20 protein-coding genes are annotated in these 26,744 nt (G+C 70.3%); 14 read left to right on the forward strand and 6 right to left on the reverse strand.

Annotated elements, in window-relative coordinates; all coding sequences use genetic code 11:
- Window positions 1–10 precede the first annotated feature (10 nt).
- Complete coding sequence (locus SB754_RS01215) at window positions 11–2,119, forward strand: molybdopterin oxidoreductase family protein (protein ID WP_410780530.1); 2,109 nt, start codon at window positions 11–13, stop codon at window positions 2,117–2,119.
- The gene (locus tag SB754_RS01220) at window positions 2,116–3,693 is read left to right on the forward strand and encodes an FAD-dependent oxidoreductase (protein WP_410780531.1); all 1,578 of its coding nucleotides are present in this window, start codon (window positions 2,116–2,118) and stop codon (window positions 3,691–3,693) included. Before SB754_RS01215 ends, SB754_RS01220 begins: the two co-directional genes overlap by 4 nt.
- 351 nt (window positions 3,694–4,044) lie before the next feature.
- Here the strand turns inward: SB754_RS01220 and SB754_RS01225 are convergent, their stop codons facing one another.
- Both SB754_RS01225 and nirD read right to left on the reverse strand, forming a co-directional pair.
- The gene (locus tag SB754_RS01225) at window positions 4,045–4,746 is read right to left on the reverse strand and encodes a sirohydrochlorin chelatase (protein ID WP_410780532.1); all 702 of its coding nucleotides are present in this window, start codon (window positions 4,744–4,746) and stop codon (window positions 4,045–4,047) included.
- Window positions 4,743–5,114, reverse strand: a complete 372-nt coding sequence (gene nirD / locus SB754_RS01230; RefSeq protein ID WP_410780533.1) for a nitrite reductase small subunit NirD — start codon at window positions 5,112–5,114, stop codon at window positions 4,743–4,745. Before nirD ends, SB754_RS01225 begins: the two co-directional genes overlap by 4 nt.
- Before the next feature lie 221 nt (window positions 5,115–5,335).
- Here nirD and nirB point away from each other — a divergent pair, with 221 nt between their 5' ends.
- From nirB to SB754_RS01245, 3 genes are read left to right on the forward strand one after another with little or no spacing between them, the layout of a single operon-like run.
- Window positions 5,336–7,915 (forward strand): nitrite reductase large subunit NirB, encoded by a 2,580-nt coding sequence (gene nirB, locus SB754_RS01235; RefSeq protein WP_410780534.1) that lies wholly within the window; start codon window positions 5,336–5,338, stop codon window positions 7,913–7,915.
- On the forward strand, window positions 7,912–8,691 hold the full coding sequence (gene cobA / locus SB754_RS01240; protein WP_410780535.1) for a uroporphyrinogen-III C-methyltransferase: 780 nt from the start codon (window positions 7,912–7,914) through the stop codon (window positions 8,689–8,691). Before nirB ends, cobA begins: the two co-directional genes overlap by 4 nt.
- A 1-nt stretch (window position 8,692) precedes the next feature.
- Entirely contained in the window at window positions 8,693–9,823 is a 1,131-nt protein-coding gene (locus SB754_RS01245; protein WP_410780536.1) for a uroporphyrinogen-III synthase, read from the forward strand.
- Between the two features lie 381 nt (window positions 9,824–10,204).
- Here the strand turns inward: SB754_RS01245 and SB754_RS01250 are convergent, their stop codons facing one another.
- Entirely contained in the window at window positions 10,205–12,898 is a 2,694-nt protein-coding gene (locus SB754_RS01250; RefSeq protein WP_410780537.1) for a CBM35 domain-containing protein, read from the reverse strand.
- Between the two features lie 210 nt (window positions 12,899–13,108).
- Here SB754_RS01250 and SB754_RS01255 point away from each other — a divergent pair, with 210 nt between their 5' ends.
- The 7 genes from SB754_RS01255 (at window position 13,109) to SB754_RS01285 (ending at window position 20,744) form a co-directional block, all read left to right on the forward strand.
- Complete coding sequence (locus SB754_RS01255) at window positions 13,109–15,271, forward strand: glycoside hydrolase family 36 protein (protein ID WP_410780538.1); 2,163 nt, start codon at window positions 13,109–13,111, stop codon at window positions 15,269–15,271.
- A gap of 31 nt (window positions 15,272–15,302) precedes the next feature.
- A complete protein-coding gene (locus tag SB754_RS01260) occupies window positions 15,303–16,625 on the forward strand; it encodes an ABC transporter substrate-binding protein (protein ID WP_410780539.1) in 1,323 nt (440 codons plus the stop codon).
- 87 nt (window positions 16,626–16,712) lie between these two features.
- A complete protein-coding gene (locus SB754_RS01265) occupies window positions 16,713–17,654 on the forward strand; it encodes a carbohydrate ABC transporter permease (protein WP_410780540.1) in 942 nt (313 codons plus the stop codon).
- Window positions 17,651–18,508, forward strand: a complete 858-nt coding sequence (locus tag SB754_RS01270; protein WP_410780541.1) for a carbohydrate ABC transporter permease — start codon at window positions 17,651–17,653, stop codon at window positions 18,506–18,508. The genes SB754_RS01265 and SB754_RS01270 overlap by 4 nt, the downstream gene beginning before the upstream one ends.
- 34 nt (window positions 18,509–18,542) lie before the next feature.
- Window positions 18,543–19,553: a LacI family DNA-binding transcriptional regulator gene (locus tag SB754_RS01275; protein ID WP_410780542.1), complete on the forward strand. Its 1,011-nt coding sequence runs from the start codon at window positions 18,543–18,545 to the stop codon at window positions 19,551–19,553.
- Window positions 19,550–20,251: a helix-turn-helix transcriptional regulator gene (locus tag SB754_RS01280; protein ID WP_410780543.1), complete on the forward strand. Its 702-nt coding sequence runs from the start codon at window positions 19,550–19,552 to the stop codon at window positions 20,249–20,251. The genes SB754_RS01275 and SB754_RS01280 overlap by 4 nt, the downstream gene beginning before the upstream one ends.
- 103 nt (window positions 20,252–20,354) lie before the next feature.
- Window positions 20,355–20,744: a VOC family protein gene (locus SB754_RS01285; protein ID WP_410780544.1), complete on the forward strand. Its 390-nt coding sequence runs from the start codon at window positions 20,355–20,357 to the stop codon at window positions 20,742–20,744.
- Between the two features lie 67 nt (window positions 20,745–20,811).
- Here the strand turns inward: SB754_RS01285 and SB754_RS01290 are convergent, their stop codons facing one another.
- The 3 genes from SB754_RS01290 to SB754_RS01300 all read right to left on the reverse strand — a co-directional run bounded on the left by SB754_RS01290 (window position 20,812) and on the right by SB754_RS01300 (window position 23,535).
- A complete protein-coding gene (locus tag SB754_RS01290) occupies window positions 20,812–21,477 on the reverse strand; it encodes a hypothetical protein (protein ID WP_410780545.1) in 666 nt (221 codons plus the stop codon).
- Between the two features lie 11 nt (window positions 21,478–21,488).
- The gene (locus tag SB754_RS01295; protein ID WP_410780546.1) at window positions 21,489–22,115 is read right to left on the reverse strand and encodes a hypothetical protein; all 627 of its coding nucleotides are present in this window, start codon (window positions 22,113–22,115) and stop codon (window positions 21,489–21,491) included.
- 166 nt (window positions 22,116–22,281) lie between these two features.
- The gene (locus tag SB754_RS01300; protein WP_410780547.1) at window positions 22,282–23,535 is read right to left on the reverse strand and encodes a TetR/AcrR family transcriptional regulator; all 1,254 of its coding nucleotides are present in this window, start codon (window positions 23,533–23,535) and stop codon (window positions 22,282–22,284) included.
- Between the two features lie 126 nt (window positions 23,536–23,661).
- Here SB754_RS01300 and SB754_RS01305 point away from each other — a divergent pair, with 126 nt between their 5' ends.
- Both SB754_RS01305 and SB754_RS01310 read left to right on the forward strand, forming a co-directional pair.
- The gene (locus SB754_RS01305; RefSeq protein WP_410780548.1) at window positions 23,662–24,966 is read left to right on the forward strand and encodes an MFS transporter; all 1,305 of its coding nucleotides are present in this window, start codon (window positions 23,662–23,664) and stop codon (window positions 24,964–24,966) included.
- Window positions 24,963–26,735 carry a glycoside hydrolase family 3 protein gene (locus SB754_RS01310; protein ID WP_410780549.1) on the forward strand — a complete coding sequence of 591 codons (1,773 nt, stop codon included), beginning with the start codon at window positions 24,963–24,965 and terminating at the stop codon, window positions 26,733–26,735. Before SB754_RS01305 ends, SB754_RS01310 begins: the two co-directional genes overlap by 4 nt.
- Window positions 26,736–26,744: the final 9 nt, after the last annotated feature.

The following is a 26,744-nucleotide window of genomic DNA, read 5'->3' on the forward strand; positions in this document are numbered from 1 at the left end:
CGGGTCCGGAATGGCCGCAGACAGCCACTGCCCCTACTGCGCCCTGCAGTGCGCCATGACGCTGACCCCTGCGCCGGGCGGCTCTGCGCCGGGCGGCTCGCCCCTCACGGTGGAGGGCCGCGCGTTCCCGACCAATCGCGGCGGGCTCTGCAAGAAGGGGTGGACGTCCGCGGAACTGCTCGCGGCGCCCGGCCGGCTGACCACTCCGCTGGTGCGCCGAGACGGCGCCCTCCGGCCGGCGACCTGGGAGGAAGCTCTCGCCCTGGTCGCCGGCCGGCTCGCCGACATCCGGCGGGAGGACGGCCCGGATGCGGTCGGAGTGTTCGGCGGCGGCGGGCTGACCAACGAGAAGGCGTACCTGCTGGGGAAGTTCGCACGGCTGGCGCTCGGCACCTCCCGGATCGATTACAACGGCCGGTTCTGCATGGCCTCGGCCGCCGCTGCGGGTAACCGGGCCTTCGGGGTCGATCGGGGGATGCCGTTCCCGGTCACCGACCTGGACGACGCGGACACCATCCTGATGCTCGGTTCGAACGTCGCCGCGACCATGCCGCCGTTCCTCGGGCACCTGGCCGGTGCGCGCGCCGCCGGGGGCCTCGTCGTGGTGGACCCGCGGCGCTCGCAGACGGCGCAGCTCACCGCCGACGGTGCCGGCATCCACCTGCAGCCGGCGCCCGGCACGGACCTCGTGCTGCTGCTCGGCCTCCTGCACGTCGTCCTCGCCGAGGGGCTCGCCGACATCGCCTACCTGGAGGCACGGACGACCGGTTTCGACGCGGTCCGCCGCAGCGTCGCGCCGTGGTGGCCGGAGCGGGTGCAGGAGCACACCGGGGTTCCGGTGGGGCAGCTGAGGGAGGTCGCCCGCCGTCTCGCGCGCGGACGCGGCACGTACATCCTCACCGGCCGGGGCGTCGAGCAGCACGTCGACGGAACGGACACGGCCACTGCCGCGATCAACCTGGCGCTCGCGCTCGGTCTGCCCGGCCGGGCCGGGTCGGGCTACGGGACGCTCACCGGGCAGGGCAACGGCCAGGGAGGCCGCGAGCACGGGCAGAAGTGCGACCAGCTGCCGGGCTACCGGAAGATCACCGACCCGGACGCCCGCGCGGCTGTCGCCGCCGTCTGGGGGGTCGCCCCCGGCATCCTTCCCGGCCCGGGAGTCCCCGCCGTCGAGCTGCTCGGGATGCTGGGGCGGCCGGGAGGGGTGCGCGCCCTCCTCGTTCACGGCTCCAACGTCGTCGTCTCCGGGCCGGACGCGGGTGCCATCCGCTCCGGCCTCGAGGCCCTGGACCTGCTGGTCGTCTCCGACTTCGTGCTCTCGGAGACGGCCGAGCTGGCCGACGTGGTGCTGCCGGTGACGCAGTGGGCGGAGGAGGAGGGGACGATGACGAATCTCGAGGGCCGCATCCTGCGCCGGCGCCGTGCTCTTGAGCCGCCCGACGGCGTCCGGAGCGAGCTCGACATCCTCGCCGACCTCGCTGCCCGGCTCCACGCGCCCTCGGTGTGGCCGACGGACCCCGCCGGGGTCTTCGACGAGCTGGCGCGGGCCTCCGCGGGCGGCGTGGCCGACTACTCCGGGCTCAGTCACGCGCTGCTGGACGAGCAGCTCGCCGCGGGGGAGGCGGCCCACTGGCCGTACCCGGCGGGATCCGCGGGCACCCCGCGGCTGTTCCTCGACCGCTTCGGGCACGACGACGGCCGGGCTCGCCTGGTAGCCGTGCGCCCGCGGGAGCTCGCGCAGGGAGCCGGCCCCGGCGAGCTGACGCTGATCACCGGCCGCCTGCTGGAGCACTACCAGTCGGGAGCGCAGACGCGGCGTGTGCCCGAACTGCTGACGGCGCAGCCGGACGTACGTGCGGAGCTGCATCCCGCGACCGCGGCCCGGCTCGGCATCGCGGACGGCGACCCCGTCCTCGTGCGAAGCGCGCGCGGCCAGGTCGCGGCGCGCGCCCTCCTCACGCCGGGGATGCGGATCGACACCGTGTTCCTCCCCTTCCACTTCGCCGGCCGTCAGTGCGCGAACCTGCTGACCGAGGCCGCGGTCGACCCGATCTCGGCGATGCCGGAGTTCAAGCGGACGGCCGTGACCGTCGAGCGCGCTGCGGAGGTAGCGGCATGAGCGGGCGTCCGTTGCGCGTCGTCCTCGTCGGCTACGGCCCGGTCGGGGCCCGCTTCGTCGAGGAGCTGCTCCCGGCGGTCGCCTCCGGCGACGCGGTGCTGACGGTGGTCGGCGCCGAGCGCGAGGACGCGTACAACCGCGTGCTCGTCGCCGAGTACGCGGTCGGCGCCGCCGGCCGCGACCGCCTGGAGGTGACGGACACGGAGGCCGCCCGCACCGCTGGCGTCGACATCCGGCTGGGCGACACGGCGGCCTCCCTCGACCGGGTCCGCCAGCGCGTCGTCCTCGACAGCGGTGACGAGCTGCCTTACGACCGACTGGTGCTGGCGACCGGTGCGCGGGCCAACATCCCGACCCTCGACGGGCTGCAGGGCGCCAAGCGCGACCGCTCGGCGTTGCCGGGGCCGGAACTGGATGGCGGCACCCGAGCGCTGCCGCCCGGCGTCGTCGCGCTGCGCGACCTGTCCGATGCGGAGGCCGTCGCCCCGGTCGTGGCTTCGGGTGGCCGGATCGTGGTGCTCGGTGCGGGCGTGCTCGGGATGGAGTTCGCGCTGCTCGCCGCCGAGCACGGCGCGCAGGTGGTCGTCGTGCACCACGGTCCGTCCCCGATGGCGCGGAACCTGGACGAGCCAGGCGGCCGCATGCTCACCCAGGCCGCCCGCAACCTTGGCATCGGGATGGCGGCGCACGCCCGCGCGGAGAGCATCGGTCTTCGCGACGCGGCCGGCGGCCGGGTGTTCGACGGCCTCGGCTGCGCCGACGGCACCTACCTCCCCGGTGACCTGTTGGTGCTGTCCTGCGGCGTCGCGCCGCGGGCGGAGCTGGCGCTCGCTGCGGGCCTGGCGTGCTCGGCGGGCATCCTCGTGGACGAGGAGTTGCGCAGCTGGACCGACCCCGACGTGTTCGCGATCGGCGACTGCGCCCAGGTGGCGTCGCCGGAGGACGTCGCCGCGGACGGCCGCGTTCCCGGAGCGCCGAGCGGCCTGATCGGCCCGGGCTGGCGCCAGGCCGGTGCTCTCGCCCGCCGCCTGCGCGCCGAAGCGGCCGGGGTGGCTGCCGGCGCCGACTCGTCGGTCGCGCTCAGGGAACGGCCCACAGCGGTGATGCTGAAGGCCACCGGCATCGACGTCGTGTCCGGCGGCGACCACGCCGCCGACCCGTGGGACGCCGACGCGGAGGTGACGGTCTGGCTGGACCGCGCCAGGGCCGCCTATCTGAAGACGGTCGTCCGCGATGGCGTGCTGACGGGCTTCGTGTCGGTCGGACTGCCGCACGCGGGGGCCGAGCTCACGCTGCTGTTCGAACGCCGGTCCGTCCTGCCCGCAGAGCCGTCCGCGCTGCTGCGGCTCGATGCGGCCGACTCGGGGAGCGTGCCCGCCGAGGACCCGCTAGGCCCGGACGCGACGGTCTGCTGGTGCAACGGCGTGACCGCCGGGCGCATCGGCGAGGCGGTCACGGGAGGCTGCGACACGGTCGACGCCGTCGGCCGTGCGACCCGCGCCGGGACGGGCTGCGGCGGCTGCAAGGGCCGGATCGCCGCGCTGATCGCGGCCGCCCAGCCGGTGCCGAACTGACTGGGTGGACTCCGCAGTGCTGCTCCTGTTCTCAGGAGATTTGGCAGCTCAGCATGCCGTGGGTCCTGAATAGAGGCGCTGGGAGCACTGCGAGGACCGAATCTCCTGAATTCAGGAACCCGCACCCCGACCAACGCAGGCAATACGCGCAGCACGCAATACCCGCAGCGCAGTGCAGTGCAGCGCAGATGCAGCGCACCACCTTCTGCACATCGGTCCGAAGATCCGACCGATCATCCGGATTCGTCCCCGCCGCAATGACGCAAGCGAGCTCGGGAGGGGAGCAGCTCAATCGGTGGACGGCTCAGCCGCAAGAGGCCCAACTCTGGGGCGGCTCAGGCGAGGAGCGGCTCAGGCGGGGAGGGCAGCCCGAGCGGCGATCCGGTCGAGCACGACCTCCACCAGCTGCACGGGCGTCGACGTCGGGGTCAACAGGGGCGCGGCCACCACGTCCGCCGGGGAGGCTGCAGCGAGGTCGGCGAAGTAGCCGGGAGCCAGAAGGTAGTTCGCCAGGATCACCCGTGCCCCCGGATGGCGGGAGCGCGCAGACTCGACGGCGGAGGCCACGGACGGCGCGACGGCCGAGATGAAGCCGACCACGACCTCCACCCCCAGCCGATGCGCGAGCAGTTCGCCCTGACGGTGGCAGTCCTCGACCGCACGGGCGTCGCTCGACCCGGCCGCGGCCATGACGACCGCGTCCCCGGGCCGGTAGCCCGCTTCGCGCAACCGCAGTTCGAGGACGGCCGCCAGACGGTCGTCCGGTCCGAGGGCCGGTGCGACGGAGGCCGGGAGGGGCGCCCCCGCCGCCGACTCGGCCAGGTCCACGTAGACGTGGTAGCCGGCCGAGAGCAGCAGCGGAACGATCAGCGCCTGATCCGCGGACGCCACGGACGCCAGTGCGGTCGGCACGTCCGGCTGCTCCACATCCACGTGGCATCCGACCACGGCGTCCGCGCTCCGCGAGGCCACCGCGTCCACCAGCCGCCTGACCGCTGCGCGGCCCTCCGGCGACGACGTTCCGTGCGATGCGGCGAGGATGGCGCCCGTCACGCGTCCTCCAGTTCGATCTGGATGAACCCCCCGACAATGCGGGTGCGGAACGTCTGCAGCAGGAGGGACGGGTCGGTGAAGCACTCGCCGGTGCCCAGGTCGTAGACCTGCTTGTGCAGCGGCGAGGCGATGGTCGGGCGGTCGCCGCGGGATCCGACGATGCCGCGGGCCATGACCGGCGCTCCGCCGTCCGGGTCCTCGTGCGAGACCGCGTAGACCTCGCGGGGGCCGAGGAGGAACACGGCGATCTGCCGCATGCGCAGCAGCACGGCCTCCCCCCACGACGGTTCGAGGTCACCCACCTCGCACGCGGTCACCCATTCGGCGCGCCGGGACTCGGGACGGCTGGGGCTCTGCGTGATGGTCATGCACCGAGACTAGGCAGCGGATGTTTCGGGAGGCGCCCGCTCCTGTTACTTCCCCGTGAAGCGGTTCTCACACTGCGTGCCCCGCCCTGTGCGTCGCATGTTAACACGCGGTTACAACGACGAAATTTCGGGGAAACCGCGCGTCCGTACGCTCGAAAGGCACCGGCAGGGAGTCTCCCGCCGGTGCGGCGGCAGCCGCCAGACGCTCAGAAGGGGCCCGCATGACGACCGGACGCACAGTGATCGTGGGGGGCGGGCCGGCCGCGCATCGACTCGTGGATGCGCTGGTCTCGCGCGGCGCCACCGACCGCTCCATCGTTGTGCTGGCCGAGGAGCCGTACCTTCCGTACGACCGCGTGCAACTGAGCAAGCGGCTCGCGGACGGCACCGTCGACCTGACACTCGAGCCCGCGTCGCACTGGGCGGACGCCGCGGTCGAGCTCCGGGTCGGCGAGGCCGCGACGGCGATCGACACGGCCGCCCGGACAGTGACCACCTCGACCGGATCCGTTCTGCCCTACGACGACCTGGTGCTGGCGACGGGCTCCTCTGCGCCGGTCCCCGACATCCCGGGTGCCCAGGCGAGCCGGGTGTACCGCACGATCGACGATGTGGATGCCCTGGTCGCCGAGATCGCCGAGCTGCGCGAGACGCTGGGCCGCACGCCACGAGTCGCCGTCGCCGGCGGCGGACTTCTCGGGCTCGAGGCCGCGGGAGGCGCTGCGGCTCTCGGCGCAGAGGCCGTGATCATCCACTCGGGCGGCTGGCTCATGTCTGCGCAGCTGGACGAAGGCGCCGGCCAGGCCCTCGGCCGTCTCATCTCGGCACGCGGCATCGACCTGCACCTGGGGACACGGCCGCGCGAGATCGTCCTGGACGACGCCGGCCGGCCGACGGCCGTTCGCTGCGCCGACGGTCGCACCGTGCCCGCCGACATCGTCGTCTTCGCGATCGGGATCCGGGCCCGTGACGAGCTGGCGCGCGACGCCGGGATCGTCACCGTGGACCGCGGCGGTGTCGTCGTCGACGAGGCGTGTCGCACCTCCGACCCGTCCGTCTGGGCGATCGGCGAGGTCGCCGCCATCGACGGACGAACGGTCGGACTGGTCGCCCCGGCGAACGCGATGGCCGAGACGGTCGCCGACCGGCTGCTCGGCGGGGAGGCCTCCTTCACCACGGTCGACGACGCCACCAAGCTGAAGCTCTCCGGCGTGGATGTGGCGAGCTTCGGCGACGCGTTCGCTCGCGAGCCGGGCGCGCTCGAGATCGTGTATGCCGACCCGGCCCGAGGGCTCTACCAGAAGCTCGTGGTCAGCGACGATGCCAAGACCCTCCTCGGCGGGGTGTTCGTCGGCGACGCCTCCCCGTACGCCGGCCTCCGCCCGCTGCTCGGGCGGTCCCTCGACGCCGAACCGGCAGCCTACCTCTCCGCGGCCGGGGCCGAGCCGCCGACCGGGGGCGCCCTCCCCGACGACGCGCTGGTCTGCTCCTGCAACAACGTGACCTCGGGCACCGTGCGCTCGGCGGTCGAGGACGGCTGCCACGACCTCGGCGAGCTGAAGGCCTGCACGCGGGCCGGCACCCAGTGCGGGTCGTGCGTGCCGCTGGTGAAGAAGATCCTGGAGGCGGAGCTCACCCGCTCCGGCGCCACCGTCTCGCACGCGCTGTGCGAGCACTTCGATCTCTCCCGCCAGGAGCTGTTCGAGTCCATCCGGGTGCTGGAGCTGAACAGCTGGGAGGACACGGTCACCCGGCTCGGCCGCGGGCGAGGCTGCGACATCTGCAAGCCGGCCGTCGGCTCCATCCTGGCCAGCCAGCACAGCCAGTACCCGCTCGACGGCGGCCGCGGCCAGCTTCAGGACACCAACGACCGGGCGCTCGCCAACATGCAGAAGGACGGCACCTACTCTGTGGTGCCGCGCATCCCCGGCGGCGAGATCACCCCGCAGAAGCTCGCCGTGATCGCGCAGGTGGCGACCGACTTCGGCCTCTACACGAAGATCACCGGCGGCCAGCGCATCGACATGTTCGGCGCCCGCCTGGAGCAGCTGCCCGACATCTGGAAGGTGCTCGTCGAGGCGGGCTTCGAGTCCGGCCAGGCGTACGGCAAGGCGCTGCGCAACGTGAAGAGCTGCGTCGGCTCCACCTGGTGCCGCTTCGGTGTGCAGGACGCTGTCGGGATGGCGGTCGATCTGGAGCTGCGCTACCGCGGCCTCCGGGCGCCTCACAAGTTCAAGTTCGGCGTGTCCGGGTGCGCCCGCGAGTGCGCCGAGGCGCGTGGCAAGGACGTCGGCGTGATCGCGACCGACAAGGGCTGGAACCTCTACGTCGGCGGCAACGGCGGCTTCCAGCCGGCGCACGCCCAGCTGCTGGTCTCCGACCTCGACGACGAGACCCTGGTCCGGTACATCGACCGCTACCTCATGTACTACATCCGCACCGCCGACCGCCTGCAGCGCACGGCCCGGTGGATGGAGGACCTGGACGGCGGCATCGACCACGTCCGGGAGGTGGTGGTCGAGGACTCGCTCGGCCTCGCCGCCGAGCTGGAGGCCGCGATGGCGAAGCACATCGACACTTACGAGGACGAGTGGGCGGCGACCCTGCGCGACCCGGAGCGGCTGCGCCGCTTCCGCTCCTTCGTGAACGCGCCCGGCACGCCCGACCCGTCCATCGCGCGGGTGGAGGAGCGCGGCCAGCTGCGCCCGGCCACGCCCGACGAGCGCGCGGCGGGCGCCGTGCTGGTCGCCGGGCCCACCATCCCCGTCCGTGCCGCCGCGGCGGAAGGAGAGCGCCCATGACCGTCCGCACCGGATCCGTCACCCTGGTCGGAGGAGGGCCCGGCGACCCGGACCTGCTCACGGTCGCCGCCGTCCGCGCCCTGGGGGAGGCGGACGTCGTCCTGTTCGACCGGCTGGCGCCGCACGAGACGCTGGCCGACCTCGCCCCGCACGCCGAGCTGGTGGATGTGGGCAAGCGTCCCGGCCACCACCCGATCCCGCAGGACGAGATCGAGCGGATCCTCGTCGACCGGGCCCTCGCCGGCGCGAACGTCGTCCGGCTGAAGGGCGGCGACCCGTTCGTCTTCGGCCGCGGTGGCGAAGAGGTGGACGCCTGCCGGCGCGCCGGTGTGCCCGTCCGCGTCATCCCCGGCGTGACGAGCGCGATCTCGGTCCCGGCCGCGGCGGGCATCCCGGTCACCCATCGGAACATGAGCCGGATGTTCACGGTGGTCTCCGGCCATGCGCCGCTCTCCCCCGGCGAGCTGGAGCACCTGGCCGGGCTCGGCGGGACCATCGTCATCCTGATGGGCATCACCAATCTCCCCTCGATCACCGCAGGGCTCGCCCGCTTCGGGATGGACCGCGCCATGCCGGTGGCCGTCGTCGAGCAGGGCTACTCCGCGCGCCAGAGGACGACCTTCGGGCACTTGTCCACCATCCTCACCGAGTCGGTGCGTGCGGGGGTGCGGTCCCCGGCGGTGGTGGTCATCGGCGAGGTCGTGGCGCTCGCGCGCGGTGGCGATGCCGACGCGGCCGCCGCGCTCACCGACGCCGCAGCGGCGACGGGGAGCTGACATGACGGACGAGCGTGCGGGCGTCGCCGCCTTCCGGCCCGACCAGTTGGCCGGATTCCGGATCGGCGTCACGAGCGACCGCCGCTCCTCCGACCTGATCGACGCGTTCGAGCGCCGCGGCGCCAGCGTCCTGCACGCGCCCACAGTGCACATGCGGCACGCCGACGACGACGCTGCGGTGATCGCGGACACCGAGCGGATCATCGCAGTCGCCCCGGACGTGCTGCTCGCCACCACCAGCTACGGGATGCGCCGCTGGTTCGAGGTCGCCGACTCGGCCGGCCTCGGCGAAGACCTCCAAGGAGTACTGACGCGGTCCACCATCCTGGTCCGCGGACCGAAGGCACGCGGCGCCGTGCGGGCCGCGGGGCTCGACGACGAGGGGATGAGCGACGAGGAGACCACCGCCTCCCTGGTCAGCAAGGTGATCGCGGAGTTCCCGGCGGGCATCACCGTCGCCGTCCAGCTGCACGGCCAGACCGACGAGGCGCAGCTGCAGCGGCTGCGGGACGCCGGCGACCGCGTCATCACCGTCGCGCCCTACTCGTGGTCGGTGGCGGAGGACAGCGACGAGCGCGTCACCCGGCTGGTGGACGCGATCGCCGGACGGCAGCTCGACTCCGTGACCTTCACGAGCGCGCCCGCGGTGGATGGGCTGTTCGCAGCGGCGATCGCGCGGGGGCGTTATGCCGAGGTGGTGGAGGCGCTGGCCACGGACGTGGTGGCGGCGGGGGTCGGTCCGGTGACCACCGCGCCGCTGGTGGCCGCGGGAGTTGCGCCGCTGCAGCCCGAGAGGTTCCGGATGGGGGCGCTGATCCGGCTGGTATGCGAGCACCTGGAGGCGCAGTCGACGCGGAGGGTCGTCACGCGCCACGGGGAGGTGGAGTTGCGGGGCAGCCTCGCGATCGTCGGCGGCACGCCGGTGCGGCTGACGCCGGCCTCCCTCTCACTGTTCCGCGCGCTCGTCGCGGCGAACGGAGCCGTGGTGTCACGCCGGGAGTTGTCGATCGCACTCGACGGGGATACGGACGAGCACGCGATGGAGGTGTCGCTCAGCCGGCTGCGGCAGAGCCTGGGGACGCCGGGGCTGGTCGCAACGGTGGTGAAGCGGGGGTACCGGCTCGACGTGTGAGGCGTGCGCGGGGATTTCGACATCGAGGATGATCCGGACCCGCAGTGCGTGCCACGTCCCTCGAGCACCCCGAGCAGCTGATGTCGGCCGCTTGACGGCATGGGAAGTGGTTCCCGTCTTCGTGGCCGCTCCTGTTCTCAGGAGATTTGGCCGCGAAGCACGCTCTGCGTCCTGAATAGAGGCGCTGGGAGCACCGCGAGGCCCGAATCTCCTGAATTCAGGAACCCGCACACCCCGACCAACGCAGGCAATACACGCAGCACGCAATACACGCCTGCGCGCTGAGTAAGTTCGGATCTCCGACGATCGGCGGCGGGTCGACGACGCAACGCAGGGGGCCCCCGCCTGACGGCGAGGGCCCTCATACTTCCCGACTGCGACTCAGTGACTCTTCACCGTGGTCGGCGTCCCCGCCACGAACTTCGCCAGCGTGACCGTGTCGAGGTTCGGCGCGTACGCGGTGGCGTTGCCCAGGGTGAGCGCCCCGGAGGTTGTGGTCAGCGTCAGCGGGATCGTCTTGTCCCAGAAGCTGTCCCACGAGTAGTTGTGCCGGAAGGCGGCGCGGACGGTCGCGCCTCCGGTCTCCGACACGTCGAGGAAGCGGCTGATCACCTGCGGGTTGTAGTTGATCGCCGCCGCCTTGTCGGCGTTGGTCGCGCCGAGCACCAGCTGGTACTCGCCCGCCGCGAAGCCGTTCGGACGCGGGACGGTCAGCGTGTTGGCCGCCCCGTTGCCGAGATAGCCCACGTCCCGAACGACGCCGGCGGCATCCGCCGACCCGTTCGAGTTGCGCCCCGCGGTCTGAACGACCGCAGCTCCACTCCGGGGCAGCGCCTCGGCCTCCGACCGGAACACGTTCGCCGCGTCGGCGTCGGCCGCCTTCTGCGCGGCGGCGCGGAGCGTGGTGACGTCCGAGATCAGCGTGCCCGAGGTGGACGCGCCGACGGTCAGCTCGTTGATCCCCTGCGGCAGGTAGACCCGCGCCACGGCGCTCCACGACCCGGCTCCCGACGCGGCGGGCAGCGCCACCGCACGGCCGTTCACCGACAGGGTCGGCGTGGTCGCCCGCGTGCTCACGAAGTTGGTCGCGATGTCGTAGTACCCGGTCTCAGCGGTCGCCGCGAAGAACGTCGCAGTGCTCTTCCCGTGCAGCACGGCGAACCCGGAGGTCGCCGGATCCGTGTACGACAGCTTCGCTCCGTCCGACAGGCGGGCGTCGAGGGCCGGGTACACGGCCTTCTCGCCGTCCGTCACGTCGGTCAGGTCGAAGCGGTCGAGGGTGATGTCCGCGCCCGGCAGGACTGTCTTCCCGTCGGCGCTCGCACGGATCGACAGGGAGTGCGTTCCCGCGGTCAGCGGGATCGTCACGTCGGTGGTGCCCCGGTACGTCCAGCCGAGGTCGGCCGAGTACTTGATCAGCTGCGACAGCGAACCGTCGACGAACAGCGCGTGCTGCCCCGGCGCCTGGTTCGCTCCGGCGAGGACCGTGAGCCGGTACGTGCCCGTCCGCGGGACGGTGACGTTCCACGTCGCCGACGACGTCGGCTTGTTGAACGAGCCGACATCGTGCCCGTTGGAGGCCATGAACGACCACTCGCGCGACGGGTCCTGCGTGTAGGCGGTCGCGTCGAGGAGCGTGGCGTTCTCGGCCTCCACACTGCTGACCAGGTCGGTGGCGGCCGGCTGCCGAGCGGCGAGCGCCGGCGTGATCTCCACCTGGTAGGCCGAGTAACGGTCGCTGTTCGGAACGGTCACCGAGATGGTGCCGTCGTTCACCGTCGCCCGCGTCGAAAGGATGACCGGCGGCTGGAGGGATGCGCCCTCTGCGCCGTTCAGCCGGTCGGCCCGGACCTGCACGTCGACCGACGTCCCGAAGGTGCCGCGGCTGAGGCCGCTCACGTTCAGCGCGACGTCGTTGCTGCCGCCGCCGAAGAGGACGGTCGCCTTCTTGTCCTGCGTGTCCACCGTGGCGAGACCCTGGAGGGTGTCCGGCACGTTGAGGCGCGGGGGAGTGACCTTCGCGGTCTGCGAGCCCTGAAGGTCGCCGTACCACTTGAACATCCACCAGCCGCCGTTGCCGCCGTTGTTGCGGGACGAGTTGTCGGAGAGGTTGCCCGCGTAGTTCCAGTACGCGGTCTGCGCGTCGACCTTCTCGTCCTCGAACATCGACAGCCACTGCACCAGCTGGCCGGGGACGCCCATGTCGCGCAGCATCCCGAACTCGGTGATGTTCACGGGGATCCGGCTGATGCCGACCTTCGCGATCACCTGTTGGTAGGCCGCGTAGTTCGAGCGGAACGTCGCCAGGTTGTTGGTGCCGAGCTCATGCCAGATGAAGACGTCGGGCAGCTCGCTGTGCGCCTTCGCGTAGGCGAGGAAGTCGGTGCTCCGGTCGGCGTGCCACGACGAGTCGCCGGGGCCGCCCACCTTCGCATGACCGAGCCCGTGGGCCGCGTACACACTCTGGATGGTGTCGTACGCCGCGCTCCAGTCGGCGAGGAACTGGTCCTTCTGGGTCGACCAGTTCGGGTACCAGTTGCCGCCGTCCGGCTCGTTGAAGGGGATGAAGATGTAGTTCTCGGGATGCTCGGACTGCGTCGCGACCTTCTCGACCGCCGCCTTCAGGACGGGCAGGTAGTCCCAGACGCCGTCGCCGTTCGCGTCGCCCGGGCGCTTGCCGCCGTTGTAGGGCCAGTCCGGGTACTCGTCCTGCACGTAGACGTAGAGGTCCTTCCCGCCGGAGGCGAAGAAGTTCTTCTCCACATCGAGGGCGTCCCCGTTCGGATGCTGCGCACCCTGGGGAGGCTTCTGCGACGTGTTGGTGATCCGGGCGCCGTCGAGGACGGCCTGGCTGGGCACGCCGTCGTCGCCGAGGCCGTAGAGGGTTCCGGTCGAGCCGCCGCGGAAGTCGCCGGTGGTCTGAGAGAGGTCGACCGTCAGCGGGTCGGCCGTTGCGGTCGCGGCTGTGGCTGGGGTCGCTGCCAGACCGGCGCACAAGAGGGCGCCTGCCGCGGTCGCGGCGGCGAGGGGGAGGAAGCGCCGGGGGCTGGGCCGGCGGGAGGGAAGCGCATTCACACGGGTACTCCTTCGTACGGGGATGGCGATTTCGGCAAGCACTGAAACCGCTATCATGATAGCGATTCCAGGATCAGGCGCAAGGGTCTGCACTTCTATGCGATCATTAGCTGATAGCGTTATCAGAATTAACTTGCATCGCGTTCTGAAACCGCTATCATGATCCGAACGCGGCAAGCCCGCGTAGCACTCCGCGAAGAAGAGGAACCGATGACCGATCGCCTGACCTGGGGCAATGACGTGCTGACCATCGAAGTCGCATGGTCCGCCGATTCCGCCCCGCGGATCAGCTCGGTGCAGGCCGGCGCGATCCGGCTCGGGATGTCCGCCGGCCTCCCTCTGGTCGAGGTGCTCACGGTCTCGCACGGCCACTCCCTTGCCAACGACCGGCTGGTGCACACCGCGGTCGGGCACGGTTCCCGCTACGCCGGGCACCGTGAGGAGGCAGACGGCGACGCGCGCACCCTCCGCATCGCGCTCGAGCACCCGGAGAGCGGTCTCGCCACGGAGCTCGCCCTGACCGTGACGCCCGGGGCCGCGGTTCTGCGCGCCGAGACGACCGTGACCAACCGCGGCGACGGCGATGTCGTGCTCCTCGCCGTCCCGTCCCTCGCCCTCTACCTGGGCGGCAACGGGGCCAGCACGATCCGCGAGTGGGATGTCCACCACGCTCTGAGCGACTGGCTCGGGGAGGGCAGGTGGACGCGTGAGCCGCTGAACGGCATCCGCTTCCCCCGCCTCGAGCAGCACCTGACCAACCACAACCCGCGCGGCGAGTTCAGCGTCACGTCGGCGGGCACCTGGTCCACCGGCAAGCACCTGCCCGTCGCGGCCGTCTCGTCCGAGCGGCTCGGCGCCTCGTGGGCCTGGCAGATCGAGCACAACGGTCCGTGGCGCTGGGAGCTCGGCGAGGACACCGCGAGCGGCTACCTGGCGCTCTCGGGACCGACCGACGTCGATCACCAGTGGACCAAGGTGCTGGCGCCGGGCGAGAGCTTCGTCACCGTGCCCGTCGCGGTGTCGCTCTCGTCGGATGTGACCGGAGCCCTCGGCGAGCTGACCGCCTACCGTCGCCGCACCCGGCGAGCGCACCCGGACAACGCCGCCATGCCGGTCGTCTTCAACGACTACATGAACACGCTCAACGGCGACCCGACCACCGAGAAGCTGCTCCCGCTCATCGACGCAGCGGCCGAGGTCGGCGCGGAGATCTTCTGCATCGACGCCGGCTGGTACGACGACAGCGGCGAGTGGTGGGACACCGTGGGGGAGTGGCGGCCGAGCACGACGCGCTTCCCGGGCGGCCTCGGCGAGGTCATCGACCGCATCCGCGCGGCCGGGATGGTGCCGGGCCTCTGGCTGGAGCCGGAGGTGATCGGCGTCAACAGCCCGATGGCCGACCGGCTCCCGGACGAGGCCTTCCTCCAGCGCGCGGGGACGCGCGTCGTCGAGCACCACCGCTACCACCTCGACCTGCGCCACCCGGCGGCCCGCGCGCACCTCGACGAGGTCGTCGACCGGCTGGTGGAGGAATTCGGCATCGGCTTCTTCAAGCTCGACTACAACATCGACCCCGGCGCGGGGACCGACCGCGACGCCGACAGCGCCGGCGACGGCCTGCTCGGGCACAACCGGGCGCACCTGGCCTGGTTGGAGGGCGTGCTGGACCGGCACCCCCACCTCGTCCTCGAGAACTGCAGCTCCGGAGCGATGCGCTCGGACTTCGCCATGCTGTCGCGGCTGCAGATGCAGTCGACCTCCGACCAGCAGGACTTCCTCAAGTACCCGCCGATCGCCGCCTCGGCACCAGCCGCCATGCTCCCGGAGCAGGCGGCCAGCTGGGCCTACCCCCAGCCCGAGATGACGGAGGAGGAGGTCGCCTTCTGCCTGGTCACCGGGCTGCTGGGCCGCTTCTACGTCTCCGGCTACCTGAACAGGATGGATGCGCCGCGGCGCGCACTGGTCAGCGAGGCGATCGCGGTCGCCAAGGACCTGCGCGGCGCGATCGCCGCCTCCACCCCGTTCTGGCCGCTCGGCATCCCTTCCTGGGATTCGCCGTGGACGGCCCTCGGTCTTCGGACGTCAGAGGGCCTCCGCACGGGCGACGACGTGCTCGTCTCGGTCTGGAGCCGCCGCGACGGGCACCCCGCAACGCCCGCCGACCTGGACCTCCCGGCCTTCGCCGGCGAGGAGGTCGAGGTCACCACCGTCTTCCCGTCGTCCCTACCCGAGTGGCCTGCTCACTGGGACGCGGAAGCAGGAACCCTGCGCATCGAAAGCCCCGCCGAGGAGGCGGGTGCGCGCGTGTTCCGCATCCGGACCGTCCGAATCGACGGCGCCGAGGCACCTGCACCACGAACCGGCGACGTATAACGTCGCTACGACAAACAAGGAGAGCAGTTCAATGAAGATCGCTTGGAAGGGAGCCGCGACTGTCGCGGCCATTGCCGCAGCCGCGGCGCTCGTCCTCTCCGGATGCAGCGACCCCGGCGCCGGTGGAGGGGGCGGCGGGTCCGCCTCCTGGCCGGCGCAGGACACGAAGCTCGATGGTGTGAACCTCACCATCTGGGCGGCCCAGAACTCGAACAAGACCCCGGCGAGCGTCATCTCGGGGTTCGAGAAGGCGACCGGCGCGAAGGTCAAGGTCGTCACCATCCCCGACCCGTACGAGCAGGGCGTCCAGACCAAGGTGGCGACCGGTGACAAGCCGGACCTCGCCTTCTGGCAGCCCACGGCGTCGGAGCTCACCGCGCTGAACGCGACCCAGAACCTGCAGTCGCTCGACGGCGCACCGTGGGTGAAGAACTACACGGGCAACCTCGCCGACGTCACCGGCCTTCTGAACAAGACCCGCTACGCGGCGCTGGTCACCACCCCCGCCGTCATCGGCGTCTACTACAACAAGGACGTCTTCACCGCGAACGGCATCACCGACACCCCGAAGAACTGTGACGAGTTCATCGCGCTCGCCCAGCAGCTCAAGGCGAAGGGCGTCGACCCGTTCTACGAGATGGGCGGCGACCGCTGGGCCACGCAGTGGTGGGTCCAGGCGCAGCTCGCCGACGCCGCGAAGGACGGACTGTGGGACCGCGTGAACGCCAACAAGGAGAAGTTCACCGACCCGACCATCCAGAACGCCATCGACACCTACCAGAAGCTCATCAACGACGGGCTGTTCAACTCCGACATCAAGACCGCAACGCTGGTCGATCAGGGCAAGGCGCTGCTCGACGGCAAGACGGCGATGGTGATGCAGGTGAACTCGTTCTTCGGTGAGCTGCAGGCGACCTCCAACACCGACGAGCTCAACAAGAAGATCGGCTTCTTCCCGATCTCCCCGAAGGGCAACGTCGGCACCTTCATCCCGGACCAGTCGAACGCTCTGGTCGCCTTCAAGACCGGTGACACCAAGCGGGAGGCCGCGGCGCGCCAGTTCCTCAGCTACTGGCTGGGCGACGGCTACCAGGACTTCGTGAAGGCGCAGTCGACAGTGTCGCTGATCAAGGGCGTCGACACCCCGAGCACGGTCCCCACCGCGCTGAAAGATGTCGCGAAGTCGATCGACGACTCGGTGGGCTCCATGCAGGCGCTCGCGGTCGCCAACCCCGACCTCTACATCAACCTGGCGGACGTGATCCAGGGCACGAAGACGCCCGTCCAGGTGGCGCAGACCACCCAGGACCAGTTCGCCCAGCTCGCCAAGGCGCAGGGCGTCAAGGGATTCTGATCAGGGGATTCTGAGCGGCGCAGGCCGGGGCGGCGAGAACCGCCGTCCCGGCCCAGCGACCGGAGACCAGTGAAAGGCAACAACCCGATGACCGCACAACTCACCCCGTTGGCCCCGGCCGCGTCGACGCGGGTCGCACGGAAGGCGCCGCGCGGAGGGCTGCGCCGGCGTCAGGACCACCCGGCGTGGTTCCTGGTCCCCGCCCTCATCATCCTGATCGTCTTCTTCTTCGTCCCGACGATCTTCAACTTCGTCTATGCCTTCACCAACTGGTCCAGCTTCCACAGCGAGATCGGCTTCGTCGGCTTCGACAACTTCACGGCCCTCTTCAGCAACGGCAGCCTGATCAACGACCTCCGGATCACGCTGGTCTACGCAGTCCTGGTCGCCGTGCTGCAGAACCTGTTCGGCCTGGTGCTCGCGCTCGTCCTCGAACGCGACACCGCCATCAACCGGTTCGCCCGCGTCGCGTTCTTCGTGCCGGTCGTCATGTCGGCCCTCGCCGTCGGCTACATCTTCCAGGCGATGCTGAAGCCGGAGGGCGCCCTCAACCAGATCCTCGGCTTCTTCACCGGCCAGCACGTCACGATCGCCTGGCTCGGCAGCACCACCTGGACGATCGTCGTCGTCGCCGTCATCCACGCCTGGAAGTGGATGGGCCTCTCGATGCTCATCTTCCTGGCCGGCCTCAAAACCATCAACGAGGACATCTTGGAGGCCGCGCGGCTCGACGGCGCGAGCTGGTGGACGACGTTCCGGTCCATCCGCTTCCCGCTGCTGGCGCCGGCCGTCACCTTCAACGTGGCCACCGCTTTGCTGGGATCCATGAACGGCTTCGACATCGTGCAGGCGACGACCGCGGGAGGCCCGGGCGGCAGCACCGAGCTGCTCAACATCTTCATCTTCCGCACGTTCGGTCAGGGGCTGTTCGCGCAGGCGACGACCATGAGCCTGACCCTGTTCCTGATGGTGACCATCCTCGCCTTCCCCGTCATCTACTTCCTGCGCAGAAGGGAGAACGTGCTGTGAGCGCGCTCACCACCACGCGGCGCCGCGGCGCCCCGTTCCGTCCCTCGCGGGTGATCCAGCCGATCGTCGCCATCCTGCTGGTCGTGCTGCTGCTCGGCGTCCCGTTCTGGCTGGTCGTCGTCACGGCGGGCAAGGACCAGGCGGAGGCCCTCAACCCGAGCCTCGCCCTTCCGACCACCTGGCACCTGCTCCAGAACTTCGGAACCGTTCTCGACCAGGGGCGGATGATCCCCGCCTTCTTCGGCAGCCTCCTGATCATGGTCCCGTCCGTGTTCGGCGTCCTGCTGCTCGGCGCGATGGCTTCCTGGATCCTCGGCCGCCGGCGCAGCAAGCCGATCGCCTTCGTCTACGCGCTCGGCATCAGCGGCATCGTGCTGCCGCCGGCCGTTGTGACGATCGTGCTGCTACTCCGCCAGCTCGGACTGGCGGGCACCGCCTACGGCATGATCGGCGTCTACATGGGCATGTACATGTCGACGGTGATTTTCTTCGTCACCGGCTTCGTCCGCACCATCCCGGTGGAGCTGGAGGAGGCCGCGCGAGTGGATGGCGCGGGCCCGGTGAAGATCTTCTTCCGGGTCATCCTGCCGCTGCTCGGGCCGACGCTGGCCACCGCGACCATCCTGATCTGCCTCTACATCTGGAACGACGTCTTCTACGCGCTGTTCGTCATCGGGGGCAGGCTGGACACCCTCCCGCTCAACCTCTACCAGGTGGCCAGCTCGGGACTCTACCTGCAGAACTGGCACCTGATCTTCGCCTACATCATCCTGATGAGCCTCCCGCTGCTGATCACCTTCACGGTGATGCAGCGCCGGATCATCTCGGGCATCACGAGCGGCGCTGTCAAATGAGGGCAGGAAGGGCCGCGTCGCTATGCTGAGGGCGATGGGGAACAACGCGCCGAAACCGCCCGTGATCAGCGACGTCGCGCGGGCTGCCGGGGTGTCGGTTCCGACCGTCTCGCGGGTCCTCAACGGTGCGGCGTACGTCTCCGACGAGAAGCGGCTGAAGGTCCTCCAGGCGATCGAGGAGCTGCAGTTCCGTCCCTCCGCGGCCGCCCGCGCCCTGGTGCAGCGGCAGCCGAAGCTGATCGCCGTCATCGCCGGCAACACCTCCCAGTACGGCTACGCGGAGACCATCCGCGGCGTCGAGGAGAGCGCCCGCGCCGCCGGATACACCGTCAGCATCACCGTCGTGGAGTCCGCGGACGACGAGACGGTCGAGCGGGCCGTCGCGCTCATCCTTGAGCAGCCGATCGCCGGGCTCGTCGTGCTGAAGTTCGACCCGCCGGGCGTGGCCGCGCTGCACCGGCTCCCCAAGTCCATCCCGACGGTGTCGGTGTCGGGCGTGCGGGAGACCGGAGTGCCGCAGGCCGTGCTGGCCGAGGCGGATGCTGCCGAGGAGCTGGTGGGCTACCTGCTGGGCCTCGGCCACCGCACCGTCCACCACGTCCGGGTGCCGCCGTCGCGCAAAGAGGACGGCCGCACCACCGGGTGGAGGCGCGCGCTCGCCGCCGTCGGCGCCGACGTCCCTGAGCCGTTCGACGCCACCTGGGAGCCCGAGTCCGGCCGTCTGATCGGCCGCGAGCTGGCGGACCGCTCCGAAGTCACCGCGGTGTTCTGCGGCAACGACGAGATCGCGATGGGCGTGATCCGCGGTCTCGCCGAGGGTGGCAAGCGGGTTCCCGACGACGTCAGCGTGGTCGGCTTCGACGACCACCCGCTGGCCCGGATGTGGTCGCCGCCCCTGACGACGGTCAACCAGGACTTCGCCGAGCTGGGCGCGCGCGCCTTCGGGATGCTGGAGGGCATCCTCGGCGGCAAGCGGGTCCGCAAGTTCTCCTCCGAGCGCCCCACCCTCGTCATCCGCGAGAGCGCCGCCGCGCCCCGGTCGTGAACCGCACCGACCGCCTGTACGCGCTGGTGGAGGCGCTCCGCGCGGTGGCGCCGCGACCGCTCAGCGCGCGGCGACTCGCCGAACGCTTCGAGGTCAGCACCCGCACGATCGAGCGCGACCTGTCGGCGCTGCAGCAGGCGGGCGTCCCGATCTGGGCCGAGCCGGGCCGGACCGGCGGCTACTGCATCGACGTGACGCAGACGCTCCCTCCGCTCGGCCTCACCGTCGACGAGGCGCTCGCGGTCACCATCGGGCTCGGGATGCTGGCCTCGAGTCCGTTCCGCAACGCCGCCTCCGCCGCGCTGGGGAAGGTGCTGGCCGTGATGGACACCGGCGCCGCCGACGAGACGCGGGAGCTCGCGCTGCGGGTGCACCTCCTCGAGAACACGGAGGCCCCAGCCACGGCGCCCGACGGTTTCGCCGACGCGCTGCGGGCGGGGAGCGTGCTCCGCCTGCAGTACCGCGACAGAGAGGGCGCCGAGACCGAGCGCGAGGTGGAGCCGCTCGGCTACGTCGGCCGGGACGGCAGCTGGTACCTCGTCGCGTGGTGCCGCACCCGCAACGGCATCCGCGCGTTCCGGGGCGACCGGATCCTGTCCGTCGAGCGCACCGGGGAGCGTCCGCCGCGCCGGCCCCTCACCGCCGACGACCTGCAGATCGCGTACGGCGAGCTGCGGCCGGCCTACCGGGAGGAGTGATCCCGGCATCGGCGATCTCGGCCCTAAACACCGACAGGACGGTGTCGCCGAGCCCCGGCAGCATGGTGGATGCGCGGCCGCCCGGCCGCCGGAAAGGACCACCATGGACTTCGCTTCGATCAGGATCATCACCCGCGACGTCGACCGGCTGACACGCTTCTACGAGCTCGTCACGGGCGTCGCAGCAGTACGGCCCGCTCCCGTGTTCGCCGAGCTCCGCACGGCCGCAGGCACCCTCGCGATCGCCGAGCCGGCGACGGTCGCCATGCTGGGGGAGGCCGCACCCCGCCCGGCCGAGAACGCCTCCGTCATCGTCGAGTTCTCGGTGGACGACGTGGATGCCGAGTTCGCCCGGCTGCGTGACGGACTCGACGACGTGGTGCTCGAGCCGACGACCATGCCGTGGGGCAACCGGTCGGCACTGTTCCGAGACCCCGACGGGAACCTGGTCAACCTGTTCTCGCGGCCGGCAGGTCCGGCCGGCGCGCAGTAGGGCGACTACCTCAACGGCGAGCAGGTCTCCGACAAGCAGGTGATCCAACCGGTCGGTTCGCGCGTCACTATGCCTGCGCCCTTTTCGTCTGGATCTGAGCCTCCTCGACCCATTCGCGCGCGAGACCCGCATAGCGGCGTCGGGCCTTTTGGTTCAACTCGGCGAGTCTAGGCAGGAGATCAAACGTCTCACGGATGTAGTCGACGATGTCTTCCTTCGGCCCACCGGTTGCCGCGACGAGAACTTCGATGACCTTGCCGCCGTCCGCTCCCGAGTCGATGAGGGCGACTAATTCCCGCGCGTCCTTCTTCCCCTTCTCCGTTGCGTGGCGGTCGATCAACGCCGCGACCTTCGTCGCAATGTGGGCGTCGAGCGTAAGCATGAGCCAGCCATGCACTGTGAAGTCCGCGTCGACGAATCGGGTGAGGACCCCGACGTCGAGGAGGAGTTTCGACCCAAGCTTCGACTCGTACGGGAAGTATGCGTCAACGTGCACACCGTCGGCGTTCCCGCGAGCCTTCTTACCACCGCTATGCAACTCGTTCTCGCTGTACTCGTCGAGCCGTTGAGGGAGCACCTGGCGCAGGCTCTGGTTGGTGATAATCAGGTCGATGTCGTGGCTTATCTCCCCGCCAACTCGCGCGTTGGTTGCCCAACCTCCGATGAGGATAGAGGGCTCGAGGTCGTAACCGAGCGAGTCCAGGAGCGCTCGCAACGTGCCCTCGTCGTCCATTCCAAGAATAGTCATCGGCGGTCTCCCTCCTGATCCCACTCGCGCGCGCGAACGAAACGCTCGCGGAGTGCGTTACGAAACTCTGATGCCTGCCATCCCGGCGTCGCGAAAAGATCCGCATAGGTCTGCGCGAGGCTCGAGTAACCGTCCCAGATCTTCATCGCGCGCTTGTCCATCGCGAGCACGCGGACATCGCCCTCCGGCTCCGGTCTAAGCTGCTCGAGCTCGGCCCGCAGCTCACCGGCGCCAGGAAGATAGACAATGTGTTCGTGGAAGCTCGACACAGCATGTCCTCCCAGGAGAATGTTTGCCGCGTCTGGGCCACCCAAGGCATAAGGCCCACGAGCCGAGTTCAGGAACGGTTGGATCGATTCGCGCGTAGTTCTGATGATTGTGTCCCGGTCGAGATTGCGCCAAGCACACAGCATCGTCAGAAGCTTCTCGATGCTGACCACTGAGAAGCCACCGGGCCTATATCGATCCACGGTGCCATTGCTTTCGAGTCGTTCGAGCGCAAGGTAGGCAGTGGTGGTAGGCACGCCGGCGTCGTAGGCAAGATCGCCGACATTGCTCCAGGTTCGCTCACCCTTGAGTGCTCGGTCGGCGAGGCTACGCCAGACAAGCTCGTTACCTTTCATGGTTGCTCCATTGTGCGATTACAGGAATTCCTGTAGATGAGATTACAGGAAAAGCCGTAAACCGGTTACAGGAATACCTGTAACTGGACGAAATAGCGCTGTCAAGTCGACAGGGACCCAGCCGTTGGATTGCGACCGCCCGGACATCCGAGAATGAGTTTCCCCGTCAGGGAAGCACGTCCGCGATGTGCTGCCGCAGCTGGTCGGCCACGACGACACTGTCGCGGTCGTACAGCCACTGATATTGGAGTCCGTCCCAGAGCGCGAGGATCCACAGCGCCTCATGCTCCGGGTCCCGATGCGCGGGCAGCGCGCCACCCTCAGCGGCCGCGCGGAACGTGGCGGTCATGCCCTCCAGGGCGGCGGTGAAGCGGTGCTCGAAGTAGGCGTGCGCGTCGTGGCCCCGCGGCGTCGCCTCCGAGGAGATGACGGCGTAGAGCTCGATGAGTCCCGGCTGGTCGGCCTCGTTGGCGGCGGCGGCATCGGCGAACCCCCGGATGGCCTCCACAGCTGACCTGGGGGACTCGCCCGCGCTCTGATCGTTGATGCGGTGATCGCGCTCGCGCAGCACCTCGTGGAGGAGCGCATCCTTCGACGGGAAGTGGTGGTAGAGAGCCGACTTCGAAACCCCGACGCGGGTGGCGATGTCGAGGAGGCTGGTATCGCCGTAGCCTTCGCGGGCGAAGAGGGCCATCGCCCCGTCCACGATCTTCGCTCGGCGCTCCCGCCCGGTACGGTAGCCGGTGTCCGGCCGGTCCGGCTCATCGGCGAGCGCGGGCAGCGGCGGTGCCGGCGGCACGATCCCCGGCGCGTTGTCCGACCCGGGCGGCGCCCAGCCGGCGGGGTGGGCGATCAGTCGCTGGTGGTGCTCGAGGGTCGCAGACACGTCGACGCGGTCGGGGATGTACTGCGTAAGCATGCGGAGACCGTTCCACGCGGCCGTCAGCCGCACCGCTTCGTCACCCGCGACGCGCCCGTCCCCGACCTGGCCCCGCGCCAGCCCGGCGCGGAAGGCGTCGGTGGCCTTTTCGCACGTGCGAGCAGAGCGCTCCCGCATCACGTCGTGGAGCGGGTGGGAAGAGGCGGAGGCCTCACCGGTCAGCGCGCCGAAGAGGGGCACAAAGCCGGGAATCCCGTCCTGCCGGTGGGCGGCGGTCGCGAAGGGGAGGCCCTGGTCGCCTGGATGGTCGGCGGCCGTCGCCGAGACATCCAGTCGACGGACGACCTCGCCGAGCAGCTGCTCCTTGCCGGCGAAGTGCTTGAGGAGCGCGGGATGGGTGATGCCGGCGTCGGCCGCGATGTCGCGGAGCGAGACGAATCGGTAGCCGCAGCGGCAGAACAGGTCGGTCGCGGCGTCGAGGATGGCCTGCCGGGTAGCCGCGGCGCGGGCGAACCGCGCCCCATCGATGACTGACGTCACGTGCACCTCCCCGACCCCACCATCGTAGCCAGGTTACCGATCAGTCGGTTTTGGGTTACCACATGGTCGCTTTTTATGTATGCTTGCTCGCATCGTCAAAGCGGACGGTACGAAAGGACTCGAGAAATGACAGAGCTGTCTCCTGCCGCGAGTGCGGCCGCCGTCGGCACGACCGGCATCAAGGCGCTCGGAACCACCCCCGCACGCACACCGCGCGGCTACACCCCCGGCCTGTCCGCCGTGAACTTCGGCGTCCTCCTGGCGCTGCTGACACCGGTGCTGGTCTCCATGGCGTTCAAGATCCAGCACCTGAGTGCATCCACCGAGGAGGCGACGGCGCAGCTGGGGCTCGTGCTCGGAGTCGGCGCGCTCTTCGCGCTCGTCGCCAACCCGCTGGCCGGGCGGCTCTCCGACCGCACGACCTCCCGGTTCGGGATGCGGCGGCCCTGGATCCTCGGCGGGAGCGTCGTCGGCGTCGGAGCGTTCCTCCTGATCGGCGTTGCCACCTCCGTCTGGGTGGTCCTCATCGGCTGGTGCCTCGCCCAGGCGGCCTTCAACGCAGTTCTCGCCGCCGCCAACGCGACCCTGCCCGACCAGGTGCCGTCGGCCAACCGCGGCAAGGTCTCCGGACTCGTCGGCGTCACGACGCCCCTGGCGATCCTCGGCGGGAGTGTGCTGATCAACTTCCTGAGTGAGGACCTCCTGCGGTTCCTGGTGCCGGCGCTGCTCGCGCTCGTCCTGGCCGTCGTGTTCGTCGTCGTGCTGAAGGATCGCCGGCTGACCGAGAAGCCCCGGCAGCGGTTCACCGCGGGCCAGTTCTTCGGGTCGTTCGTCTTCAACCCCGTCAAGCACCGCGACTTCGGATGGACGTGGCTGACCAAGTTCTTCGTGATGTTCGGCTACGCCGGAATCGCGACCTTCCTGCCCTTCTACCTGACCGAGAAGTTCCACCTCGACGAGCAGGGCGCGATCTCGACCATCCTGCTGGCGAACCTCGCGTCGACGGTGGGCATGGTGATCTCGAGCCCGATCGGCGGCTACCTCTCCGACCGGCTGGGCAAGCGCCGTCCGTTCGTCGCCGCTGCAGGGGTCATCATGGTGGTGGGCCTCGTCATCCTCGCCTTCGCGCCCAGCGTCGGTGTCGTGATCCTGGCGCAGGCGGTGATCGGCCTGGGCGCCGGCTCGTTCTTCTCGGTCGATCTCGCCCTCGCCACGCAGGTGCTTCCCAGCCGGGACGACACGGCGAAGGACCTCGGCGTCCTCAACATCGCGAACGCCCTCCCGCAGTCGATCGCCCCTGCCATCGCACCGGGGATCATCGCGATCGGCAGCGCCACCGCGATCGGCGGTTACTCGGTGTGGTACCTCTTCGGCGCCTTCGTGGCCCTGCTCGGCGCCGTGCTCGTCTACCGGATCAAGGGAGTGAAATGACCGACAACGCCACACTGACCGCCCGTCCGTGGCTGGATGCCGAGCGTCCCGTCGCCGAGCGCGTCGAACTGCTGCTCGCCGAGATGACGCTGGAGGAGAAGGCCGGGCTGTTCTTCCACACGATGATCGGCATGGGCCCGCTGGACGAGCCGAACACCACCTTCTCCACGCCCTCGGCCGTCGACTACATCGAGCAGCGGCGGATGTCGCACTTCAACCTGATCGGAGGAGCGCCCACCGGGCGCGAGATCGCCGAGTGGCACAACGCCCTGCAGCGACTCGCCGCGTCGACGCGGCTCGGCATCCCCGTCACCCTGTCGACGGATCCCCGCCACTCGTTCACCGACAACCCGGGCACCGCGATGCTGTCGGGGCCGTTCTCGCAGTGGCCGGAGCCCCTGGGTCTCGCGGCGATCCGCGACGAGGAGACCGTCGAGCGGTTCGCCGACATCGCCCGCCAGGAGTACGTCGCGGTCGGACTGCGCGTGGCGCTGCATCCGCAGGTCGACCTGGCGACGGAACCCCGCTGGTCCCGTCAGCTGGCGACCTTCGGCGAGGATGCGGAGCTCACCTCCCGGCTGGGGGCCGCGTACGTGCGCGGGTTCCAGGGCGCCGAGTTCGGCGTCGGATCGGTGTCGACCATGACCAAGCACTTCCCCGGCGGGGGTCCGCAGAAGGATGGCGAGGACCCGCACTTCGCCCACGGACGCGAGCAGGTGTACCCGGGCGACGCGTTCGACCTGCACCTGAAGCCCTTCGAGGCGCTCCTCGCCGCCGGCACCCGCCAGATCATGCCGTACTACGGGATGCCGGTCGGCACCGAGTACGAGGAGGTCGGCTTCGGGTTCAACAAGTCGGTCATCACCGGGCTGCTGCGTGAGCGGTTCGGTTTCGACGGCTTGGTCTGCACCGACTGGGGACTGATCACGGACGCCGAGATCTTCGGGCAGCCGTTCCCCGCCCGGGCGTGGGGCGTCGAAGACCTCAGCCCCGCAGAGCGGATGAAGAAGGTCCTCGACGCCGGCGCCGACCAGTTCGGCGGCGAGGCGTGCCCGGAACTCCTGATCGAGCTCGTCGCCTCCGGAGAGGTGCCGGAGTCGCGGGTCGACCAGTCGGCGCGCCGCATCCTCCGTGAGAAGTTCGAGCTTGGCCTGTTCGAGTCCTCGCTCGTCGACGCCGACACCGCGGACCGGATCGTCGGAGCCGACGGGTTCCGTGCGGCGGGGGAGTGGGCGCAGCGCGCCTCGATCACCCTGCTGACGAACGGTGCGGCCGGGAACCCGCTGCTGCCGCTCGCCGGGCGGCCGCGGCTCTACGTCGAAGGCATCGACGTGGAGCGGGCGGCGCCGTACGCCGAGCTCGTCTCGTCTCCCGAAGACGCCGAGGTGATCGTGGTCCGGCTGCAGGCCCCCTACGAGGAGCGCCCGACGGTCTTCGAGAGCCTCTTCCACTCCGGCTCACTGGAGTTCCCCACCGAGGTCATCGATCACGTGCGCGAGCTGGCCCGGCATGCGCCGACGATCGTGGACGTCTTCGCGGATCGCCCCGCGATCCTCGAGCCCATTGTGGACATCGCCGCCGCGGTGACCGTGAACTGGGGGGCCAGTGCGGAGGCGCTGCTCGACGTGATCACGGGCCGGTTCGCCCCGCAGGGCTCGCTGCCGTTCGACCTGCCCCGGTCGATGCACGCCGTGGAGGAGTCACGCCCGGATGTGCCGTTCGACACCGCCGAGCCGCTCTTCCGATTCGGGCACGGACTGCGGTACTGACGGGAGGAT

Source organism: Leifsonia sp. SIMBA_070 (genome assembly GCF_046534635.1).
Lineage (GTDB): Bacteria > Actinomycetota > Actinomycetes > Actinomycetales > Microbacteriaceae > Leifsonia.

Excerpts from the sequence above, each read along its gene's own strand:
- SB754_RS01215 (WP_410780530.1), top strand. The coding sequence starts at position 11 with ATGGCCGCAGACAGCCACTGCCCCTACTGCGCCCTGCAGTGCGCCATG.
- SB754_RS01220 (WP_410780531.1), top strand. The coding sequence starts at position 2,116 with ATGAGCGGGCGTCCGTTGCGCGTCGTCCTCGTCGGCTACGGCCCGGTC.
- nirD (WP_410780533.1), bottom strand. The coding sequence starts at position 5,114 with ATGACCATCACGCAGAGCCCCAGCCGTCCCGAGTCCCGGCGCGCCGAA.
- nirB (WP_410780534.1), top strand. The coding sequence starts at position 5,336 with ATGACGACCGGACGCACAGTGATCGTGGGGGGCGGGCCGGCCGCGCAT.
- cobA (WP_410780535.1), top strand. The coding sequence starts at position 7,912 with ATGACCGTCCGCACCGGATCCGTCACCCTGGTCGGAGGAGGGCCCGGC.
- SB754_RS01245 (WP_410780536.1), top strand. The coding sequence starts at position 8,693 with ATGACGGACGAGCGTGCGGGCGTCGCCGCCTTCCGGCCCGACCAGTTG.
- SB754_RS01255 (WP_410780538.1), top strand. The coding sequence starts at position 13,109 with ATGACCGATCGCCTGACCTGGGGCAATGACGTGCTGACCATCGAAGTC.
- SB754_RS01260 (WP_410780539.1), top strand. The coding sequence starts at position 15,303 with ATGAAGATCGCTTGGAAGGGAGCCGCGACTGTCGCGGCCATTGCCGCA.
- SB754_RS01265 (WP_410780540.1), top strand. The coding sequence starts at position 16,713 with ATGACCGCACAACTCACCCCGTTGGCCCCGGCCGCGTCGACGCGGGTC.
- SB754_RS01275 (WP_410780542.1), top strand. The coding sequence starts at position 18,543 with ATGGGGAACAACGCGCCGAAACCGCCCGTGATCAGCGACGTCGCGCGG.
- SB754_RS01285 (WP_410780544.1), top strand. The coding sequence starts at position 20,355 with ATGGACTTCGCTTCGATCAGGATCATCACCCGCGACGTCGACCGGCTG.
- SB754_RS01290 (WP_410780545.1), bottom strand. The coding sequence starts at position 21,477 with ATGGACGACGAGGGCACGTTGCGAGCGCTCCTGGACTCGCTCGGTTAC.
- SB754_RS01295 (WP_410780546.1), bottom strand. The coding sequence starts at position 22,115 with ATGAAAGGTAACGAGCTTGTCTGGCGTAGCCTCGCCGACCGAGCACTC.
- SB754_RS01305 (WP_410780548.1), top strand. The coding sequence starts at position 23,662 with ATGACAGAGCTGTCTCCTGCCGCGAGTGCGGCCGCCGTCGGCACGACC.
- SB754_RS01310 (WP_410780549.1), top strand. The coding sequence starts at position 24,963 with ATGACCGACAACGCCACACTGACCGCCCGTCCGTGGCTGGATGCCGAG.